This is a genomic window from Streptomyces sp. NPDC002623, assembly GCF_053592635.1.
Genome location: NZ_JBSFWB010000018.1, coordinates 23,066 through 41,511 on the forward strand (window position 1 = coordinate 23,066; position 18,446 = coordinate 41,511).

Consider the following 18,446-nt stretch of genomic DNA (forward strand, 5'->3'; position numbering starts at 1 on the left):
TCACCCGCGGTTCTAGCGTGCTATCAGCTGCTGTACGCGCTCGACGAGGTGGGTGATCGCCGGGTCGCCGGCGGCCGCCTGGGCGTCGGCGGGGTTCAGGAGCAGCACGAGGAGGGTGATGAAGCCGAGCGTCGGGAGGGCGAGGGCCCACCAGGGCAGCCGGATGTCGACGCCGCCCGGGGTGGCCGGGTGGGGCCGGGTGTGCGTAGGGGCCGACATGGTGCCTCCGCTGTCTTCGAGTGGTCCGTGTTCGGTGGACCGTGGCGCGTGATCCGCGTCGCGCGGTCACCCTTCGAAGTTACGGAACCGGCGGCCCTCAACCCATCCGGTGCTCCACCCACTTGACCCTGACCCTGGCCCCCTAGGGGACAGGGGGGTTAACCCCACCCCGCCCCTGGAGCCGGGTCGGACCGGACCGGGTCGGACCGGACCGGGTCGGACCGTCAGGGGGAGGCGATGGTCGCGATGACGGCGATGATCACGAAGATGGCGAAGAACGAGCCGAAGACGAGCAGCATCTTCTTCTGGCCGTTCTGCGGGTTCGGGTCGAGCACTGGCATACGGCAAGTCTCGCACCCCGCGTCCGCGACGGTTCCCCCGGGGTCAACGGCGTCACGGAGGTCGGCCGTGTACCGGGGCCGGCCGTGTACCGGGGTCGGCCGTGTACCGGGGCCGGCGGTGTCATCGGGTTCGGCGGGCGGCCTCCTCCTCCACCGTGCGGTCGCGGCCGGCCAGGACGCCCACGACCGTCTGCGGGACCAGCAGCGCCGCCATCAGCGCGAGGGGCAGGCCCCAGCCGCCGCTGTGCTGGTAGAGCACCCCCACCAGGAGCGGGCCGGGGATGGAGATCAGGTAGCCGGTGCTCTGCGCGAAGGCCGACAGCTGGGCCACGCCCACACCGGTCCTGGCTCGCATCCCGACCATCGTGAGGGCGAGCGGAAAGGCGCAGTTGGCGACGCCGAGCAGCAGGGCCCAGGCCCAGGCGCCGCCGGCGGGCGCGAGGTACAGGCCGGCGTAGCCGACGAGGCCGCAGCCGCCGAGCGCGAGCACGATGGGGCCCTGCTGCGGCAGCCGGGTGGCGACGCGCGGTATGACGAAGGCGAGGGGGACGCCCATCGCCATCGTCACCGCGAGGAGCAGTCCGGCCGTGCTCGCGGGCACTCCGGCGTCCCGGAAGATCTGCGGCATCCAGCCCATGGTGATGTAGGCGGCGGTGGCCTGGAGACCGAAGAAGACGGCGAGCGCCCAGGCGGTACGGCTGCGGGTGATGCGCAGCGGGGCGGACGGCCGCGGCACGTACGCGTGGGCCTGTGCTGCGGACGGCCGTCCCCCACGCGCGTGGTTCTGCGCGGCGGATCGCGGCCCTCCCGCGCGCGTCGCGGACTCCTCCCCCGCCTGCGGCCGCTCCTGCTCGGCAGGCTTCCCCGGCCGCCTCTCAGGCCGCTCGTCCGCCGTCCTCGCACGGCCCACGCCCGCGCCCGCGCCCGGGTCCGCTCCCGCGCCCGCGCCCCGGTCGCGTGCGAGCAGCAGCCACGGGAGGACGGCCGCCGCCGCCAGGGCCGCCCACACCGCAAGGCCGGTTCGCCAATTGCCGCCCAGGGTCTCGGTCATGGGCACGGTGATCGCGGCGGCGGTGGCGGTGCCGAGGGCGAGGGCCATCGAGTACAGGCCGGTCATGGAGCCGACCCGGTCCGGGAAGTGGCGCTTGACGATGACCGGCATCAGGACGTTGCTGACGGCGATGCCCATGAGGGCGAGCGCGCTCGCGGCGAGGAAGCCGGCCGTGCCCGCGACGTAGGGGCGGACGAGCAGTCCCGCGGCGATCGCGCCCATGCCCGCGCAGACCACCGCGCCCGGCCCGAACCGGCGGGCGAGCCGAGGGGCCATGACGCCGAAGACGGCGAAGCAGAGCGGGGGCACGGAGGTGAGCAGCCCGGCCGCGCTGCCGCTCATGCCGAGCCCGTCGCGGACCTCTTCGAGAAGGGCGCCGAGGCTGGTGATGGCGGGCCTGAGGTTGAGGGCGGCCAGCACGATGCCGACCACGAGCAGCCGTCTCGTCCACGCGTGTGTGACCGCTCGCGGGGGCTCGTCCTCGCCCGGGGTGCGGAGGGGCGGTGATGTGGTCGTCGTCCGGGTCTGCTCGCTCACCATGCCGCCCATCATAGAATCATGGGATGATTGGTTGTCCATGTCCGGGTGCGGATCCGGCGCCCCGTCCGTGCGAAGGTGTGCCATGCCCCTGAGCCATCCCCGTCGCTCGGCGTTGTCCGAGCAGGTCATCGCCGAGCTGCGTACCCAGATCACCTCGGGCGAGTGGCCGGTCGGCTCGCGGATCCCCACGGAGCCCGAGCTGGTCGAGCAGTTGGGCGTCGCGCGCAACACGGTCCGCGAGGCCGTCCGCGCGCTCGCGCACAACGGGCTGCTGGACATCCGGCAGGGCTCGGGCACCTACGTCGTGGCGACCAGCGAGCTGGCGGGCGTGATGCACCGCCGCTTCGCCGACGCCGACCCCGGACACATCGCGGAACTGCGCGCCACGCTGGAGTCGAGCGCGGCGAAGCTGGCGGCCGGGCGGCGGACGGAGAAGGACCTCAAGCAGCTGGACGCGCTCCTGCTGCGGCGCGAGGAGGCGTGGGAGTCGGGCGACACGGAGACGTTCGTGGCGGCGGACGCGACGTTCCACCTGGCGGTGGTGGCGGCCTCCCACAACGACGTCATGACGGCGATGTACGCGGATCTCGGCGAGGTGCTGCGGGACTGGCTGCGCGAGGACGTCGGCGCGGAGCTGACGCCGGAGACGTACATGGACCACTCGCGGCTGGTGGACGCGATCCGCGCGGGCGACGCGGCGACGGCCGCCGCGGAGGCGGCCGGCTACCCGTTGCTGTGCCGGCCCGGACGGTTCACACCTTCTGGTGACTGACCCAGGCCGAGCGGACCTCCTTCCAGCAGCGGCCGGTGAGCCGTACGGTCTGGGCGGGGCCCGCGTCGGCCGGGGTGCCGTCGGTGTCGAGGTCCCACCAGCGGTCGCACTCGATGTGCAGACGGACCCGGTCGATGTCGACGTACGGGTTGTGGCAGTAGGCGACGACGCGGGAGCCCTCGATGCCGGTGCGGCACTCCGCGCCGAACGGATCGGGGTGCTCGGAGTGCCCCACGCGCGTGTGGGGAAGCGCCTCGTACGCCGGGCAGAGGACGAGGGCGACGGCAGCGGTCACTGGGACGAGGCTACGGAACAGGCGCACAAGGGAACCTCCTCGGCAGAGCTGGGGAGGGAAGCGCGTGGTGAACGCGTACTTCAGCGTGCCTGGTGGGAGCCGTCCACCGCCCGGCCAGATAGGCCGAACGAGTGATGGGTGAGGGCCCGCGTCCGACCGGACGCGGGCCCTCACCCGACACTCAGTGCCTCAGCGGCGGCGTCACGCTCCGATGGCGTGCAGACCGCCGTCCACGTGGATGATCTCGCCCGTGGTCTTCGGGAACCAGTCGCTCAGCAGGGCGACGACACCGCGGCCGGCCGGCTCGGGGTCCTTGAGGTCCCACTCCAGCGGGGAACGCTCGTCCCAGACGGCGGCCAGGTCGCCGAAGCCCGGGATGGACTTGGCGGCCATGGAACCGATCGGGCCCGCCGAGATGAGGTTGCAGCGGATGTTCTGCTTGCCCAGGTCGCGCGCCATGTAGCGGCTCGTGGCCTCCAGGGCGGCCTTGGCGGGGCCCATCCAGTCGTACTGCGGCCACGCGTACTGCGCGTCGAAGGTGAGGCCGACGACCGAGCCGCCGTTCTGCATCAGCGGGAGGCAGGCCATGGTGAGCGACTTCAGGGAGTACGCCGAGACGTGCATGGCCGTGGCGACCGACTCGAAGGGCGTGTTGAGGAAGTTGCCGCCGAGCGCGTCCTGCGGCGCGAAGCCGATGGAGTGCACGACGCCGTCGAGACCGCCGAGCTCCTCGCCGACGATGTCGGCCAGCCGGCCGAGGTGCTCGTCGTTGGTGACGTCGAGCTCGATGACCTTGGTGGGCTTGGGCAGCTTCTTGGCGATGCGCTCGGTCAGCGTGGGCCGCGGGAACGCGGTCAGGATGATCTCGGCGCCCTGCTCCTGGGCCAGCTTGGCGGTGTGGAAGGCGATGGAGGACTCCATCAGCACACCGGTGATCAGGACGCGCTTGCCCTCGAGAATTCCGCTCATGGTGATCAGTGACCCATTCCCAGTCCGCCGTCAACGGGAATGACGGCTCCAGTGATGTACGAGGCGTCGTCCGAGGCGAGGAACCGCACCGCCGCGGCGACCTCCTCGGGCTGCGCGTAACGACCGAGCGGCACCTGCTTCACGATGCCCTCGCGCTGCTCGTCGGTGAGCACCTTGGTCATGTCGGTGTCCACGAAGCCGGGCGCGACGACGTTGAAGGTGATGTTGCGCGAGCCGAGCTCACGGGCGAGGGAGCGCGCGAAGCCGACCAGACCGGCCTTCGAGGCGGCGTAGTTCGCCTGGCCGGGGCCGCCGAACAGGCCGACGACCGAGGAGATCAGGACGACGCGGCCCTTCCTGGCGCGCAGCATGCCGCGGTTGGCGCGCTTGACCACCCGGAAGGTGCCGGTGAGGTTGGTGTCGATGACCGAGGTGAAGTCCTCCTCGGACATCCGCATCAGCAGCTGGTCCTTGGTGATGCCGGCGTTGGCGATCAGGACCTCGACCGTGCCGTGCTCGGCCTCGATCTCCTTGTAGGCCTGCTCCACCTGCTCGGCGTCGGTGATGTCGCACTTGACCGCCAGGCAGCCCAGCTCCGTCAGGGCGGCCGGCGGCTCACCCGAGCGGTATGTGATCGCGACCTTGTCGCCGGCGTCGACGAACGCGCGGGCGATGGCGAGGCCGATGCCCCGGTTTCCTCCGGTGACGAGAACCGAGCGGCTCAACGGATCACCCTTTCGGTAGGGATCTGAAACACCCGCCCGAGCACTGGATGGCAGGCGGCTTCCCTCGAAACCTATCGGTCCGATTCAGGTCACGGACATTCGGGCACCGACAGTGGCTCCCGGGAGTGTCTGTGGGGTCCCTACAGAAAGTTTGCGGACGCGGGGCGGAAAGGTGTGGTCCGGGGGCCGCCGGGCGCGACATGATCGGTGCCTTCACACGCGACGACACCAGGGAGAGACGTAGGTGCCCCACAGCATCGATGAAAGTTTCACGGCCCTACCCCTACGCGCCCTCGCCGACGCCGCTCTCGCACGCGCGCGTGCGCTCGGGGCGGATCATGCGGACTTCCGGTTCGAGCGGGTGCGCAGCGCGTCCTGGCGACTGCGGGACGCCAAGCCCTCCGGGTCGTCCGACACGACGGATCTCGGGTACGCGGTACGGGTGGTGCACGGCGGCACATGGGGGTTCGCGTCCGGCGTGGATCTGACGATGGACGCCGCGGCCAAGGTCGCCTCGCAGGCCGTGGCGATGGCCAAGCTCTCCGCGCAGGTCATCAAGGCGGCCGGCTCGGACGAGAGGGTGGAGCTGGCCGATGAGCCGGTGCACGCCGAGCAGACGTGGGTCTCGTCGTACGAGATCGACCCGTTCACCGTGCCCGACGCGGACAAGGCGGCGCTGCTCGCGGACTGGAGCGCCCGGCTGCTGGCGGCCAACGGGATCAACCATGTGGACGCCTCGCTGCTCACCGTCCACGAGAACAAGTTCTATGCCGACACGGCCGGGACGGTGACCACCCAGCAGCGGGTGCGGCTGCACCCGACGCTCAACGCGGTGTCGGTCGACGAGTCCAGCGGCGAGTTCGACTCGATGCGCACGATCGCGCCGCCCGTCGGGCGCGGCTGGGAGTACCTCACCGGCACCGGGTGGGACTGGGACGACGAACTCGACCGGATCCCGGAGCTGCTCGCCGAGAAGATGCGGGCGCCGAGCGTCGAGCCGGGGCTGTACGACCTGGTCGTCGACCCGTCCAACCTGTGGCTGACCATCCACGAGTCCATCGGCCACGCCACCGAGCTGGACCGCGCCCTCGGCTACGAGGCCGCCTACGCCGGCACCTCCTTCGCCACGTTCGACCAGCTCGGCAAGTTGCGCTACGGCTCGGACCTGATGAACGTCACGGGCGACCGCACCGCCGAGCACGGCCTGGCGACCGTCGGCTACGACGACGAGGGCGTCGCGGGCCAGTCCTGGGACCTGGTGAAGGACGGCACGCTCGTCGGCTACCAGCTGGACCGGCGGATCGCGAAGCTGACCGGGTTCGAGCGGTCCAACGGCTGCGCCTTCGCCGACTCCCCCGGTCATGTGCCGGTGCAGCGGATGGCCAACGTGTCGTTGCGGCCGGATCCGGCGGGCATGTCGACCGAGGGGCTCATCGGGAGCGTCGACCGGGGCATCTATGTCGTCGGCGACCGGTCCTGGTCCATCGACATGCAGCGCTACAACTTCCAGTTCACCGGACAGCGCTTCTTCCGGATCGAGAACGGGCGGATCACCGGGCAGTTGCGGGACGTGGCCTACCAGGCGACGACGACCGACTTCTGGGGCTCGATGGCGGCGGTGGGCGGTCCGCAGACGTACGTCCTCGGCGGCGCCTTCAACTGCGGCAAGGCCCAGCCCGGGCAGGTCGCGGCCGTCTCGCACGGCTGCCCGTCGGCCCTGTTCAAGGGCGTCAACATCCTCAACACCACGCAGGAGGCCGGTCGATGAGCGCTCGTACCACCAAGCCGCACGAGGTCGTCGAGCGCGCCCTCGAGCTGTCGCGGGCCGACGGCTGTGTCGTCATCGCCGACGAGCAGTCGACGGCGAACCTGCGCTGGGCCGGCAATGCGCTCACCACCAACGGCGTCACGCGCGGGCGCACGCTCACCGTGATCGCGACGGTCGACGGCAAGGAGGGCACCGCCTCCGGGGTCGTCTCGCGGTCCGCCGTGACTCCGGACGAGCTGGAGCCCCTCGTGCGGGCCGCCGAGGCCGCCGCGCGCGGTGCGGCCCCCGCCGAGGACGCGCAGCCGCTGGTCACGGGCGTGGCGCCGTCCCCCGAGTTCACGGAGGCGCCCGCGGAGACGTCGTCCGCCGTGTTCGCCGACTTCGCGCCCGCTTTGGGCGAGGCGTTCGCACGCGCGCGTGCGGGCGGCCGTGAGCTGTACGGGTTCGCCAACCACGAGCTGGTCTCGACGTACCTGGGCACGTCGACCGGGCTGCGGCTGCGGCACGACCAGCCGAACGGAACGCTGGAGCTCAACGCCAAGTCCCCGGACCGTACGCGCTCGGCGTGGGCGGGGCGCTCGACCCGGGACTTCAAGGACGTCGACCCGGCCTCGCTGGACGCCGAGCTCGCCGTCCGTCTGGGCTGGGCGGAGCGACGGATCGAGCTGCCCGCCGGGCGGTACGAGACGCTGCTGCCGCCGACCGCGGTGGCCGACCTGCTGATCTACCAGATCTGGTCGGCCTCGGGCCGGGACGCGACCGAGGGCCGGACGGTGTTCTCCAAGCCCGGCGGCGGCACCCGGCTCGGCGAGAAGCTGACCGACCTGCCGCTGAGCCTGCGCAGCGACCCGAACGAGCCGGGCCTGGAGTCGGCGCCGTTCGTCATCGCGCACTCCTCCGGCGGCGATCAGTCGGTGTTCGACAACGGGCTGCCGGTGCGGTCCACCGAGTGGATCGGCGAGGGGCAGCTGAAGCAGCTGACGACCACCCGGCACAGCGCCGCGCTGACCGGCCTGCCGGTGGCTCCCGGGACCGACAACCTGATCCTGGACGGCGGCGACGACCGCTCCCTGGAGGAGATGGTCGCGAACACCGGGCGGGGGCTGCTGCTGACCTGCCTGTGGTACATCCGCGAGGTCGATCCGGCGACCCTGCTGCTGACCGGCCTGACCCGGGACGGCGTCTATCTCGTCGAGGACGGCGAGGTCGTCGGCGAGGTGAACAACTTCCGGTTCAACGAGTCGCCGGTCGGCCTGCTGGGGCGGGCGACGGAGGCGGGGCGCACCGAGAAGACGCTGCCCCGGGAGTGGAGCGACTGGTTCACCAGGGCTGCTATGCCCGCGCTGAGGGTGCCGGACTTCAATATGAGCTCTGTCAGTCAGGGCGTATAACCTCGTACTCGATTCACGAGACCACTCAAGGAGACAAGAGAACCGTGACGGACATCGTCGACGAGCTGAAGTGGCGGGGGCTGTGGGCCCTGTCCACCGACGAGGACGCTTTGCGCAAGGCGCTCGCGGACGGTCCCGTCACGTTCTATTGCGGTTTCGACCCGACGGCGGCCAGTCTGCACGTCGGCCACCTGGTGCAGGTCCTCACCATGCGTCGGCTGCAGCAGGCGGGCCTGCGTCCGCTGGCCCTGGTGGGCGGGGCGACCGGCCAGATCGGCGACCCGCGCCCGACGGCGGAGCGGACGCTGAACGACCCGGAGACGGTCGCGAACTGGGTGACGCGGCTGCGGGCGCAGATCGAGCCGTTCCTGTCCTTCGAGGGCGAGAACGCCGCGGTGATGGTGAACAACCTGGACTGGACGGCCGGGCTGTCGGCCATCGAGTTCCTGCGTGACATCGGCAAGCACTTCCGCGTCAACAAGATGCTCACCAAGGACTCCGTCGCCCGGCGTCTGGAGTCCCAGGAGGGCATCAGCTACACGGAGTTCAGCTACCAGCTGCTCCAGGGCATGGACTTCCTGGAGCTGTACCGCAGGTACGGCTGCACGCTGCAGCAGGGCGGCAGCGACCAGTGGGGCAACCTCACGGCGGGCCTCGACCTGATCCACCGGCTGGAGCCGGAGGCCGAGGCGCACTGCCTGGCGACGCCGCTGATGGTGAAGGCGGACGGCACCAAGTTCGGCAAGACCGAGGGCGGCGCCGTCTGGCTCGACCCGGAGATGACGACGCCGTACGCGTTCTACCAGTTCTGGCTGAACGTGGACGACCGGGACATCTCGACGTACATGCGGATCCTGTCCTTCCGGTCCCGTTCGGAACTCGAGGAGCTGGAGCAGCAGACCGAGGAGCGTCCGCAGGCCCGTGCCGCTCAGCGCGCGCTGGCCGAGGAGCTGACGACGCTGGTGCACGGCGCCGACCAGACGGCCGCCGTGATCGCCGCGTCCAAGGCCCTCTTCGGCCAGGGCGAGCTCGGCGACCTCGACGACCGGACGCTGGCCGCGGCCCTCTCCGAGGTGCCGCACGTCCAGGTCACCGAGCTCGGCCTCGTCGTGGACCTGTTCGCCGAGGTCGGCCTGGTGGCGAGCAAGTCCGCCGCGCGGCGGACCGTGAAGGAGGGCGGGGCCTACGTGAACAACGTCAAGGTCACCGCGGAGGACTCCGTCCCGGCGAAGGAGGAGCTCATCCACGGGCGGTGGCTGGTGCTGCGGCGGGGGAAGAAAAACCTGGCGGCGGTCGAGTTCACGGGCTGACCTGCGGAGCGGCCGCGGGGTGACCTCCTGACGGAGGCCGGCCCGCGGCCGAGCCCGTTCTCAGGCCTGTTGCTTCCGCTTGCCCAGCGTCGCCATGTAGACCATGTCGCCGAGGGCGACGATGATGATCGCGGCGACGAGCTGGAAGAAGTGGCGCCACCAGTCGATGCCCGAGGTGGCCTCCACGCCGAAGCCACGGGCGATCGCGTTGCCCACGATCGCGCCCAGCATGCCGAAGATGGTGGTCAGCCAGAGCGGGCTGTGCTGCTTGCCCGGGATGATCGCCTTGGCGATCAGACCCAGCACGAATCCCACGATGATCGCCCACAACCAGCCCATGACTGCCTCCTCGTACGCTCGACGTGAGCATGGCCCTGCTCGACGTGAGCATTGCCCTTGAGTCTCGGTCCGCCCGCCGTACGCCGCACGTCGGGTACGGCCGTACGCGGGACGGCGCAGAGCCTTCGCCCGGACGGGAGACCACCCGGTCTCGAAGGCGGCGCAGGCGCGGCGTAACGTGGACGGTGTCCGGACCCGGATCCCCGATCGGGTGCGGACGACGGAGTGGCCGAGGCGAGGCCGATGCGGGCGGACGGTGGAATGTGATGCGGAAGCAGGGTGGCGGCGGGCACGTCGAGGTGTTCCGGATCACCGGTGCGCGCCAGGGGCTCCAGGACGATGTACGGGGCCGGCAACGGCGGTACATCATCTCCATGTCGATCCGTACGTTGTCGGTGATCCTCGCGGCGACCTTGTGGAACGTGGAACGGCACGTGGCCGTCGTGGCGTTGGTCCTGGGCGTGGTTCTCCCCTATATCTCCGTGGTGATCGCCAACGCGGGGCGGGAGAACGTGCCTTCGCTTCCCTCGACGTTCCTGAAGGCGCCGGTGCGGACCATGATCGCGCCGCCGCGGGCCTTCGACGACGCCGCGGAATCCGTCCCGGGAGGGACGGAAAAGGAAGGCTTCGCGGAATCCGTCCGGGAGGAATCCGTGCCCGGTCAGACCGAGCGGAAGCCATGAACCCGCCCTGAACAGGCTGTGCGCCAAGCTCAGGAAAAGCTCAGATCAATCATGTTGTTCCAGTGCCGTGGGAGCGCTCGGCCGTGACATACTTCGTACGCGCTCCGCATCCCCCGTCGGAGCGACGGACCGACGCCGGGCAGCTCCCCCCGTGGCTGCTCGGCGTCGCCTTTTGTGCGCACACGTGAGACGGTTCTGTGACTGACGAGACCCCCATCTGCTCCGCCAAGGGCTGCCGCGTCGACGCCGTGTGGGTGCTCGCCTGGAACAACCCGAAGATCCACACGCCGGAGCGGCGCAAGACCTGGTTGGCGTGCGAGGAGCACCGGGAGCATCTGTCCCAGTTCCTCGGAGTACGGGGTTTCCTGAAGGACGTCGTCCCGCTGCCGGAGTGGGAGGCGTCTCAGACGCAGGGCTAGCCGCCGATCGCCGACATCGGTCGGTCCGGCTGGAGGAAGCTCGGGTCGTCCAGGCCCGAACCCGCTTTCTTGCCCCACATCGCCAGGCGCCAGATGCGGGCTATCTCCTCGTCGGGTGCGTCGGAGCGCAGGGCCGCTCGCAGGTCGGTCTCCTCGCGGGCGAAGAGGCAGGTGCGGATCTGGCCGTCGGCCGTGAGCCGGGTGCGGTCGCAGGCGGCGCAGAACGGTCGGGTGACGGAGGCGATGACGCCCACGCGGTGGGGGCCGCCGTCCACCAGCCAGCGTTCGGCCGGGGCCGAGCCTCGTTCGTCCCGGCCCTCGGGGGTGAGGTCGAAGCGGGTGCGCAGGGAGGCCAGGATGTCGCCGGCCGTGACCATGCCCTCGCGCTTCCAGCCGTGCTGCGCGTCCAGCGGCATCTGCTCGATGAAGCGCAGCTCGTAGTCGTTCTCCACGGCCCAGGCCAGGAGGTCCGGGGCTTCGTCCTCGTTCAGGCCCGGCATCAGGACGGAGTTGACCTTCACCGGGATGAGGCCGGCTTCACGGGCGGCTTCGAGGCCTTCGAGGACGTCCTTGTGGCGGTCGCGGCGGGTGAGCCTCTTGAAGACGTCCGGGCGCAGGGTGTCGAGGGAGACGTTGACCCGGTCCAGGCCCGCCGCCTGCAGGGCGGCGGCGGTGCGGCGCAGGCCGATGCCGTTCGTCGTCAGCGACATCTGGGGGCGGGGGGTGAGGGCCGCGACGCGCTCGACGATGCCGACCAGGCCGGGGCGCAGCAGGGGCTCGCCGCCCGTGAAGCGGACCTCCTCGATGCCGAGCGTGGAGACCGCTATGTCGATCAGGCGGACGATCTCGTCGTCCGTGAGGAGGTCGGGCTTGGCCAGCCACTGCAGGCCCTCCTCGGGCATGCAGTAGGTACAGCGCAGGTTGCACCGGTCGGTCAGCGAGACTCTCAGGTCGGTGGCCACTCGGCCGTAGGTGTCGATGAGCACGTGGGCCCCCTCCCTCGCAGCAGATCGCTTGTCGTTCTCCGTCACTTGCGAGCCTACGTGACACCACTGACAACGAAAGAGCCCGATCCCACGAGGCAAGACGCGGCCGCGTCGTAGGGATCTACGACGCGGCCGCGGGGGGAGCGTGGCAGGTGGGTGCTCAGTGGGCTCCGGTGCCGGTGAGGGAACGGACCTCCAGCTCGGCGAACTTCTTCGTGTCGGGCTCCTCCTTCGACAGCAGGGTGCCGACGACGCCCAGCAGGAAGCCGACCGGGATCGAGATGATGCCGGGGTTCTCCAGCGGGAACCAGTGGAAGTCGACGTCCGGGAACATCGAGGAGGGCTTGCCCGAGACGACCGGCGAGAACAGCACCAGGCCGACCGCGGTGACCAGGCCGCCGTAGATCGACCAGAGGGCCCCGGAGGTGGTGAACCGCTTCCAGAAGAGGCTGTAGAGGATCGTCGGCAGGTTGGCCGAGGCGGCGACCGCGAAGGCGAGCGCGACCAGGCCGGCGACGTTCAGGTCACGGGCGAGGGCGCCCAGCAGGATGGAGACGGCGCCGATGCCGACGGTGGCGTAGCGGGCGGCGTTGATCTCCTGCTTCTCGGAGGCCTGGCCCTTCTTGATGACGTTCGCGTAGATGTCGTGCGCGAAGGACGAGGACGACGCCAGGGTGAGGCCGGCGACGACCGCGAGGATGGTGGCGAAGGCGACCGCCGAGATGGTGGCCAGCAGGATCGCGCCCCAGTTGGAGTCGACGCCGCCGAGGTGCAGGGCGAGGAGCGGTGCGGCCGTGTTGCCGGCCTTGTTGGAGGCGATGATCTCGTCCGGCTTGATGAGGGCGGCGGCGCCGAAGCCGAGGGCGAGGGTCATCAGGTAGAAGGCGCCGATCAGGCCGATGGCCCAGATGACCGACTTACGGGCGGCCTTGGCGGTGGGCACGGTGTAGAAGCGGATCAGGATGTGCGGCAGGCCCGCGGTGCCCAGGACGAGGGCGATGCCGAGGGAGATGAAGTCCAGCTTGGTGGTGCCGGTGGCGCCGTACTTCAGGCCGGGCTCCAGGAAGGCTGTGCCCTTGCCGCTGTTGGAGGCGGCCGAGCCGAGCAGATCCGAGACGTTGAAGTCGAACTTCAGCAGGACCAGGAAGGTGAGCAGCAGGGCGCCTGCGATGAGCAGGACCGCCTTGACCATCTGGACCCAGGTGGTGCCCTTCATGCCGCCGATCGTCACGTAGACGATCATCAGGACGCCGACCAGGGCGACGATGCCGACCTTGCCGCCGTCGCTGGTGATGCCGAGCAGGAGCGAGACCAGCACGCCCGCGCCCGCCATCTGGGCCAGCAGGTAGAAGATCGAGACGACGATGGTGGAGGTGCCGGCGGCCGTGCGGACGGGGCGCTGGCGCATGCGGTACGCCAGCACGTCGCCCATCGTGTAGCGGCCGGAGTTGCGCAGCGGCTCGGCGACCAGGAGCAGGGCGACCAGCCAGGCGACGAGGAAGCCGATGGAGTACAGGAAGCCGTCGTAGCCGAAGAGGGCGATGGCGCCGGCGATGCCGAGGAAGGACGCGGCGGACATGTAGTCGCCGGAGACGGCGAGGCCGTTCTGGAAGCCGGTGAACTGGCGGCCGCCGGCGTAGAAGTCGGCGGCGTCCTTGGTCTGGCGGCCGGCCCAGACGGTGATGACGAGGGTCGCCAGGACGAACACCGCGAACAGTGTGATGATCAGTGTGCGGTGCTCGCTGGCCTCACCGGCGGCGAGCAGGGTGGTGTGCTGTGCGGGGCTCATGCGCCGCCCTCCATCCGGGACTTGATGGCTTCGGCCTTGGGGTCGAACTTGGCGGCGGCGGTCCGTGCGTACCACCAGGCGATGAGGAACGTGGTGAGGAACTGGCCGAGGCCCAGGGCGAGGGCCACGTTGATGTTGCCGAAGAGCTTGGTGCCCATGAAATCGCCCGCGTAGTTGGACAGCAGGACGTACAGCAGGTACCAGGCGATGAAGGCGATGGTCAGCGGGAAGGCGAAGCCACGGTAGGCGCCGCGCAGTTCACCGAACTCCGCGCTCTCCTGCACCGCGACGAACTCCTCGCTGGAGGGGAGTTGGGTAGGGGCTTTCGAAGGGGGCGGTGTCTCGGTGGCCACGGAGTCTCCTCGTGCTTGCAGGTGGCGGGTCGGGCGGGGGCTCGATCGTGCACGGGCTCCCTGCACAAGGGCACGGCGGCGCGCGAAGGCCGGTTCAACTCGATCGGGTTCTTTCGGAAGTCGCCGCATGGACCTTGTCCGAGCCGCGCCCGGCCCTTGTCCGAGCCACACCCGAGCCGCGCCCGCGCCGCGCCCGCGCCTGATCTGAGCCTCTTTCGGAAGTCGTCCCCAAAGGTCATTGCTGGCCAACGAGTCCGGGAGATAGCTTCGGCACAGCACCACCCGTCATGTACCTGCCCAAGCACCACCTGCGCTTGGGCCAGGTCCCGTTTCCGGATGATGTGGAGACCCCATGGCTCATCTGCCTTCCAGACGCCGCCTCGCTCTCGCGGTGCCCGTCGTGCTGTCGCTGACAGCCTCCCTCGGCTTCCTGCCGACGGCGGCCACCGCGGCCCCCGTCACGACCTCCGCCACTCAGACGGCCGACGCCGGAACCCTGGCGTACGTCGTCAACACGAAGGTGGACCACCGCACGATCGGTTCGGTGAAGAAGGCGATCGCCGCGGCCGGCGGCACCGTCGTCGCGGCCTACGAGAAGATCGGCGTGCTCGTCGTCCACTCGGCGAACCCCGACTTCGGCGCCCAGATACGCGCGGTGCGCGGCGTGCAGTCGGCGGGCGCGACCCGTACCGCGCCGCTGAGCCTCGCCGGGACGACCGACGAGGGCGCGGCCCAGATCCTGTCGCAGGCCGAGGCCGCGAAGGTCGAGAAGGCATCCGACGCCGCGGGCCAGAGCGAACCGCTCGAGGCCGACCAGTGGGACCTGCGCGCGATCGGCGCCGACAAGGCCGCCGAGATCGACCCGGGCAGCAGGAAGGTCACGGTCGCCGTGATCGACACCGGCGTCGACGACACCCACCCGGACCTCGCGCCGAACTTCTCCGCGTCCCAGTCTGCGAACTGCGTCGGCGGCGTCGCGGACACCAGCGAGGGCGCGTGGCGCCCGTACACCGTGGACGACTACCACGGCACGCATGTCGCCGGTGAGATAGCCGCGGCCCGCAACGGCATCGGCGTGGCGGGCGTCGCGCCCGGCGTGAAGGTCGCCGGCATCAAGGTGAGCGACCCCAAGGACGGCCTCTTCTACCCGGAGAGCGTCGTCTGCGCCTTCGTGTTCGCCGCCGACCACGGCGTCGAGATCACGAACAACAGCTACTACGTCGACCCGTGGCTCTACAACTGCATGGACGACCCCGACCAGAAGGCGATCGTCGACGCGGTCAACAGGGCCCAGCTGTACGCCCAGAAGAAGGGCACGCTCAACGTCGCCTCGGCGGGCAACTCCAACCACGACCTGGACGCCGACTCCCTGGTCGACACCTCCAGCCCGGACGACTCCACGCCGGTCGAGCGGACGATCGACCCGCACGAGTGCTTCGACGTGCCGACCCAGCTGCCGGGCGTCGTCACGGTGAGCGCGACGGGCGTCAAGGGCACCAAGTCGTACTACTCCACCTACGGCCTGGGCGCCATCGACGTCGCGGCTCCGGGCGGCGACCGGTACCAGATCCCGGACACCCCGTCGGCCAACGGCCGCATCCTGTCGACGATGCCGAACAACGCGTACGGCTTCCTGCAGGGCACCTCGATGGCGTCCCCGCACGTGGCCGGTGTGGCCGCGCTGCTGAAGTCGACGCACCCGTGGGCGACCCCGGCCCAGCTGCAGGCGCTGCTCAAGGCGCAGGCGAACAACCCGGGCTGCCCGACCGAGCCGTACGACGGCAACGGTGACGGTGTCGTGGACGCGACCTGTGTGGGCGGCAAGCGGGTGAACGGCTTCTTCGGCTTCGGCGTCGTGAACGCGCTGCGCGCCGTGAAGTAGCACGCACCGTGAAGTAACACGCGCCGCGAGGGGCCGGGCGGATCATCCGTCCGGCCCTTTGTCGTGCCCGTAGGGCCCATATGGCGATTGAATATTGATTGAATCAATACTGCACAATACAGTCATGACTGAAATCAAGTTCGCCTGGTCGGAACTGGGCGGCGATCCCGCCCTTCTCGCGCGCGTGTCGACCGTCGTCCGGGAGGGCGTCCTACCGGCGCGCCTCCCCGCGCGGGAGCTGGCGCGGGCCTGTGTGGGCGCGTGTGTGCTGGCCGGCGCCGAGCTGGGGGCGCGGCGGGCCGGCCTCGCGGAGGTCCCCGCGGTGCGGGTGGACGACGGGGCGGTGGCCGCCGCGTTCACCAGCGAGCGGCAGGTGCTGGTCGACGGGCGCGCGCCGGTCCTCTTCGCCCCGCTGTCCCGGTTCTGGCGGACGGCCGACGGCTGGGTGCGCACCCACGCCAATTACCCGCACCACCGCACGCGGCTGCTGAAGGCGCTGGGCATGTCCGAGGACGCCGACCCGGCCGCCGTCGAAGCGGCGCTCGGCGAGCGCTCCGCCCTGGACGTGGAGGACGCGGTGTACGCGGCCGGGGGCCTGGCCGTGGCGCTGCGCACGCTCCAGGAGTGGGCGGCACACGAGCAGGCAGCCGCGATCGCCGCTCGCCCCTTGGTCGAGCGGGGCCGATGGGACGGGGCACGCGCGCGTACGTTCGCGCCGCTCGGCGCCCCTCTGCTGCCCGCCGCCGGTCTGCGCGTGCTGGACCTGACCCGGGTGCTCGCCGGGCCGGTCGCCACCCGCACCCTCGCCCTGCTGGGCGCGGACGTCCTGCGCGTCGACGCGCCCCACCTGGCCGAGCTTCCCGACCAGCACGCCGACACGGGCTTCGGGAAGCGCTCGGCACTGCTGGACCTGACGGCGACGGCTGACCGGCGCGTCTTCGAGGAGCTGCTCGCGGCGGCGGACGTCGTGGTCGCCGGGTACCGGCCGGGTGCCCTGGACCGGTTCGGGCTCTCCCCCGAGGCGCTGGCCGAGCGGCGGCCCGGGCTGGTCGTGGCGCAGGTGTCCGCGTGGGGCGCGGACGGGCCGTGGGGCGGGCGGCGCGGCTTCGACAGCCTGGTGCAGGCGGCCACCGGCATCGCGACGGCCGAGGGCTCGGCCGAGCGGCCGGGCGCCCTGCCCGCGCAGGCCCTCGACCACGGCACCGGCTACCTGCTGGCGGCGGGCGTACTGCGGGCGCTGACCGAGCAGTCGTACGACGGCGGCAGCCGGTTCGTACGGCTGGCGCTGGCGCGGACCGCAGCCTGGCTGACCGAGGACGCCCGGATGGACGAAGCCAAGGGCAAAGGGACGGCCAAGGCAGCAGCCCCGAAGACCGGCGGGGACGCCCGCACAGACCCGCAGCCCTGGCTCGCGGAGGCCGACAGCCCCCTCGGACGGCTGCGGTACGCCCTTCCGCCGGTGTCGTTCGACGGCGGGCCGCGCGACTGGGCGCGTCCGCCCGGGCCTTGGGGGGCCGATCCGGCGCACTGGCTGTGACCTCGAGTCGCAGCCTGGGCAGCCGAAACCGATTTGCCCCACTTTGAGACGCGTGGTGAGGATCCTGCCATGGCGCTCATACGACCGACCGACGCAACCAGCTCCGGCCCTGACGCCGGTTCCGGCTCCGCACGCCGCACCCGACCCGGTCCCGGTCTCTACCGGGCGGTGGCGGTGCTCGTCCTGGTGGGACTCGGGGCGCTGGTCCCGCTGCTCGGGCCGTCCCTCGCCGCGCACGGCACCGGAGAGAGCGCGGCCCCGGACTCCGGCGCGGTCGCGCTGCTGCGGGCGGCCCTGTTCGCCGCGCTGTGCGTGCAGGTGGGCGAGGTGTTCGTGACCGGGTTGGCCCGGCGGGTGCCCGAGGCCCCGCCCGGCCGGCCGGGCGGCTGGGCGCCGTACGCGGCCGTCGTGGGGTTCGCGGCCGCGGCGACCGCCGGAGAGCTGGCGCCGCACGGCCACGGCTCACGGTCCGGCGTCCTGGCCCTGCTGGAGGCGATCGCGTTCGCGGTGGCGGGGCTGTGCGCACTCTCGCGCCGGCCGGGCCGTCAGATGTGGCCGCTCGCGGCGGTGGTCCTGGCGGAGGCGCTGCGCGCGCATCCGCCGACCGAGCACACGCCGTTGATCGGCTCCGCGCTGACGCTGGTGCATCTGACGTGCTCGGCGCTGTGGGCGGGCGGACTGCTCAACGTGCTCCGCACGCTGCGCCGGTGGGACGACGCGGAGGCGGGCGGCGCACTGCTCGGGCTCTACGCGCGCGTGGCGGCCGTCCTGTTCGCCGCGGTCACCGCGACAGGGCTGTGCAGTTCGCTGCGCCGACTGCCGTCGGGGCCGGTGCTCGATCAGCTGACGACGACGGCGTACGGGCGCGTGCTGCTCGCCAAGGTGCTGCTGGTCGCCGCGGTCGCCCTGCTCGCCCTGTGGGCGCGGACCCGGCTGCGTCGGGCCCCCGACCCGCGGGCCGCCTGCATCCCCGCGCGCGTGGAGGTCGTCGCGCTGGGCGTGGTGGTCGCGGCGTCGGGGTTGTTGACGGCCTTGCCGCTGCCGATCAAGGGTTGATCCACCTGTTGACCAGGTGGA

At 71.2% G+C, this 18,446-nt stretch carries 19 protein-coding genes; 9 read left to right on the plus strand and 10 right to left on the minus strand.

Translation table 11 applies throughout. The features are described from left to right. Window positions 1-12: 12 nt before the first annotated feature. The 3 genes from ACWD4O_RS29310 to ACWD4O_RS29320 form a co-directional block, all read right to left on the minus strand. Window positions 13-219 carry a hypothetical protein gene (locus ACWD4O_RS29310; RefSeq protein WP_351908252.1) on the minus strand — a complete coding sequence of 69 codons (207 nt, stop codon included), beginning with the start codon at window positions 217-219 and terminating at the stop codon, window positions 13-15. Between the two features lie 224 nt (window positions 220-443). Next, window positions 444-560 carry an SGM_5486 family transporter-associated protein gene (locus ACWD4O_RS29315; protein ID WP_105974872.1) on the minus strand — a complete coding sequence of 39 codons (117 nt, stop codon included), beginning with the start codon at window positions 558-560 and terminating at the stop codon, window positions 444-446. Window positions 561-681: 121 nt separating this feature from the next. Next, on the minus strand, window positions 682-2,163 hold the full coding sequence (locus tag ACWD4O_RS29320) for an MFS transporter (protein WP_451284373.1): 1,482 nt from the start codon (window positions 2,161-2,163) through the stop codon (window positions 682-684). A 70-nt stretch (window positions 2,164-2,233) separates the two neighbouring features. Here ACWD4O_RS29320 and ACWD4O_RS29325 point away from each other — a divergent pair, with 70 nt between their 5' ends. After that, window positions 2,234-2,923: a FadR/GntR family transcriptional regulator gene (locus tag ACWD4O_RS29325; protein ID WP_451284375.1), complete on the plus strand. Its 690-nt coding sequence runs from the start codon at window positions 2,234-2,236 to the stop codon at window positions 2,921-2,923. Here the strand turns inward: ACWD4O_RS29325 and ACWD4O_RS29330 are convergent. From ACWD4O_RS29330 to fabG, 3 genes are all read right to left on the minus strand, one after another. Then, complete coding sequence (locus ACWD4O_RS29330) at window positions 2,904-3,245, minus strand: hypothetical protein (protein ID WP_451284376.1); 342 nt, start codon at window positions 3,243-3,245, stop codon at window positions 2,904-2,906. The two genes, ACWD4O_RS29325 and ACWD4O_RS29330, sit on opposite strands and share 20 nt — an antisense overlap. A 174-nt stretch (window positions 3,246-3,419) precedes the next feature. Next, window positions 3,420-4,187 carry an enoyl-ACP reductase FabI gene (fabI, locus tag ACWD4O_RS29335; protein WP_351908261.1) on the minus strand — a complete coding sequence of 256 codons (768 nt, stop codon included), beginning with the start codon at window positions 4,185-4,187 and terminating at the stop codon, window positions 3,420-3,422. 5 nt (window positions 4,188-4,192) lie between these two features. Then, the gene (gene fabG, locus ACWD4O_RS29340; RefSeq protein WP_351908263.1) at window positions 4,193-4,912 is read right to left on the minus strand and encodes a 3-oxoacyl-[acyl-carrier-protein] reductase; all 720 of its coding nucleotides are present in this window, start codon (window positions 4,910-4,912) and stop codon (window positions 4,193-4,195) included. A gap of 244 nt (window positions 4,913-5,156) precedes the next feature. On the opposite strand from fabG, the gene ACWD4O_RS29345 reads away from it, so the two are divergent. Genes ACWD4O_RS29345 through tyrS form a run of 3 tightly spaced genes read left to right on the plus strand, consistent with a single transcriptional unit; the run spans window position 5,157 to window position 9,381 of the window. Continuing rightward, entirely contained in the window at window positions 5,157-6,680 is a 1,524-nt protein-coding gene (locus ACWD4O_RS29345; protein WP_451284379.1) for a TldD/PmbA family protein, read from the plus strand. Then, window positions 6,677-8,071 (plus strand): metallopeptidase TldD-related protein, encoded by a 1,395-nt coding sequence (locus ACWD4O_RS29350; RefSeq protein WP_450950696.1) that lies wholly within the window; start codon window positions 6,677-6,679, stop codon window positions 8,069-8,071. Before ACWD4O_RS29345 ends, ACWD4O_RS29350 begins: the two co-directional genes overlap by 4 nt. Before the next feature lie 44 nt (window positions 8,072-8,115). Then, entirely contained in the window at window positions 8,116-9,381 is a 1,266-nt protein-coding gene (tyrS, locus tag ACWD4O_RS29355; RefSeq protein ID WP_451284381.1) for a tyrosine--tRNA ligase, read from the plus strand. Window positions 9,382-9,441: 60 nt separating this feature from the next. On the opposite strand, the gene ACWD4O_RS29360 is transcribed toward tyrS, so the two are convergent. Continuing rightward, window positions 9,442-9,720: a GlsB/YeaQ/YmgE family stress response membrane protein gene (locus ACWD4O_RS29360; protein WP_450950694.1), complete on the minus strand. Its 279-nt coding sequence runs from the start codon at window positions 9,718-9,720 to the stop codon at window positions 9,442-9,444. Between the two features lie 266 nt (window positions 9,721-9,986). On the opposite strand from ACWD4O_RS29360, the gene ACWD4O_RS29365 reads away from it, so the two are divergent. Continuing rightward, the gene (locus ACWD4O_RS29365) at window positions 9,987-10,403 is read left to right on the plus strand and encodes a DUF3099 domain-containing protein (RefSeq protein ID WP_451284383.1); all 417 of its coding nucleotides are present in this window, start codon (window positions 9,987-9,989) and stop codon (window positions 10,401-10,403) included. A gap of 197 nt (window positions 10,404-10,600) precedes the next feature. Then, entirely contained in the window at window positions 10,601-10,822 is a 222-nt protein-coding gene (locus tag ACWD4O_RS29370; protein WP_450950693.1) for a hypothetical protein, read from the plus strand. Here the strand turns inward: ACWD4O_RS29370 and moaA are convergent. The 3 genes from moaA to ACWD4O_RS29385 form a co-directional block, all read right to left on the minus strand. Beyond that, window positions 10,819-11,808: a GTP 3',8-cyclase MoaA gene (gene moaA, locus ACWD4O_RS29375; protein ID WP_451284385.1), complete on the minus strand. Its 990-nt coding sequence runs from the start codon at window positions 11,806-11,808 to the stop codon at window positions 10,819-10,821. The genes ACWD4O_RS29370 and moaA overlap by 4 nt on opposite strands. Window positions 11,809-11,968: 160 nt before the next feature. Then, window positions 11,969-13,597 (minus strand): solute symporter family protein, encoded by a 1,629-nt coding sequence (locus tag ACWD4O_RS29380; RefSeq protein WP_451284386.1) that lies wholly within the window; start codon window positions 13,595-13,597, stop codon window positions 11,969-11,971. Beyond that, complete coding sequence (locus tag ACWD4O_RS29385; RefSeq protein ID WP_351908298.1) at window positions 13,594-13,950, minus strand: DUF485 domain-containing protein; 357 nt, start codon at window positions 13,948-13,950, stop codon at window positions 13,594-13,596. Before ACWD4O_RS29385 ends, ACWD4O_RS29380 begins: the two co-directional genes overlap by 4 nt. Window positions 13,951-14,302: 352 nt before the next feature. Here ACWD4O_RS29385 and ACWD4O_RS29390 point away from each other — a divergent pair, with 352 nt between their 5' ends. From ACWD4O_RS29390 to ACWD4O_RS29400, 3 genes are all read left to right on the plus strand, one after another. Beyond that, complete coding sequence (locus ACWD4O_RS29390; RefSeq protein WP_451284389.1) at window positions 14,303-15,832, plus strand: S8 family peptidase; 1,530 nt, start codon at window positions 14,303-14,305, stop codon at window positions 15,830-15,832. Window positions 15,833-15,956: 124 nt separating this feature from the next. Beyond that, window positions 15,957-17,369 (plus strand): CoA transferase, encoded by a 1,413-nt coding sequence (locus tag ACWD4O_RS29395; protein ID WP_451284390.1) that lies wholly within the window; start codon window positions 15,957-15,959, stop codon window positions 17,367-17,369. A 69-nt stretch (window positions 17,370-17,438) separates the two neighbouring features. Then, complete coding sequence (locus ACWD4O_RS29400; RefSeq protein ID WP_451284392.1) at window positions 17,439-18,425, plus strand: CopD family protein; 987 nt, start codon at window positions 17,439-17,441, stop codon at window positions 18,423-18,425. Window positions 18,426-18,446 lie beyond the last annotated feature (21 nt).

Coding starts and splice junctions, on each gene's coding strand:
- ACWD4O_RS29310 (WP_351908252.1), bottom strand. CDS start 219: ATGTCGGCCCCTACGCACACCCGGCCCCACCCGGCCACCCCGGGCGGC.
- ACWD4O_RS29315 (WP_105974872.1), bottom strand. CDS start 560: ATGCCAGTGCTCGACCCGAACCCGCAGAACGGCCAGAAGAAGATGCTG.
- ACWD4O_RS29320 (WP_451284373.1), bottom strand. CDS start 2,163: ATGATGGGCGGCATGGTGAGCGAGCAGACCCGGACGACGACCACATCA.
- ACWD4O_RS29325 (WP_451284375.1), top strand. CDS start 2,234: ATGCCCCTGAGCCATCCCCGTCGCTCGGCGTTGTCCGAGCAGGTCATC.
- fabI (WP_351908261.1), bottom strand. CDS start 4,187: ATGAGCGGAATTCTCGAGGGCAAGCGCGTCCTGATCACCGGTGTGCTG.
- ACWD4O_RS29350 (WP_450950696.1), top strand. CDS start 6,677: ATGAGCGCTCGTACCACCAAGCCGCACGAGGTCGTCGAGCGCGCCCTC.
- ACWD4O_RS29360 (WP_450950694.1), bottom strand. CDS start 9,720: ATGGGCTGGTTGTGGGCGATCATCGTGGGATTCGTGCTGGGTCTGATC.
- ACWD4O_RS29365 (WP_451284383.1), top strand. CDS start 9,987: ATGCGGAAGCAGGGTGGCGGCGGGCACGTCGAGGTGTTCCGGATCACC.
- ACWD4O_RS29380 (WP_451284386.1), bottom strand. CDS start 13,597: ATGAGCCCCGCACAGCACACCACCCTGCTCGCCGCCGGTGAGGCCAGC.
- ACWD4O_RS29390 (WP_451284389.1), top strand. CDS start 14,303: ATGGCTCATCTGCCTTCCAGACGCCGCCTCGCTCTCGCGGTGCCCGTC.
- ACWD4O_RS29395 (WP_451284390.1), top strand. CDS start 15,957: ATGACTGAAATCAAGTTCGCCTGGTCGGAACTGGGCGGCGATCCCGCC.
- ACWD4O_RS29400 (WP_451284392.1), top strand. CDS start 17,439: ATGGCGCTCATACGACCGACCGACGCAACCAGCTCCGGCCCTGACGCC.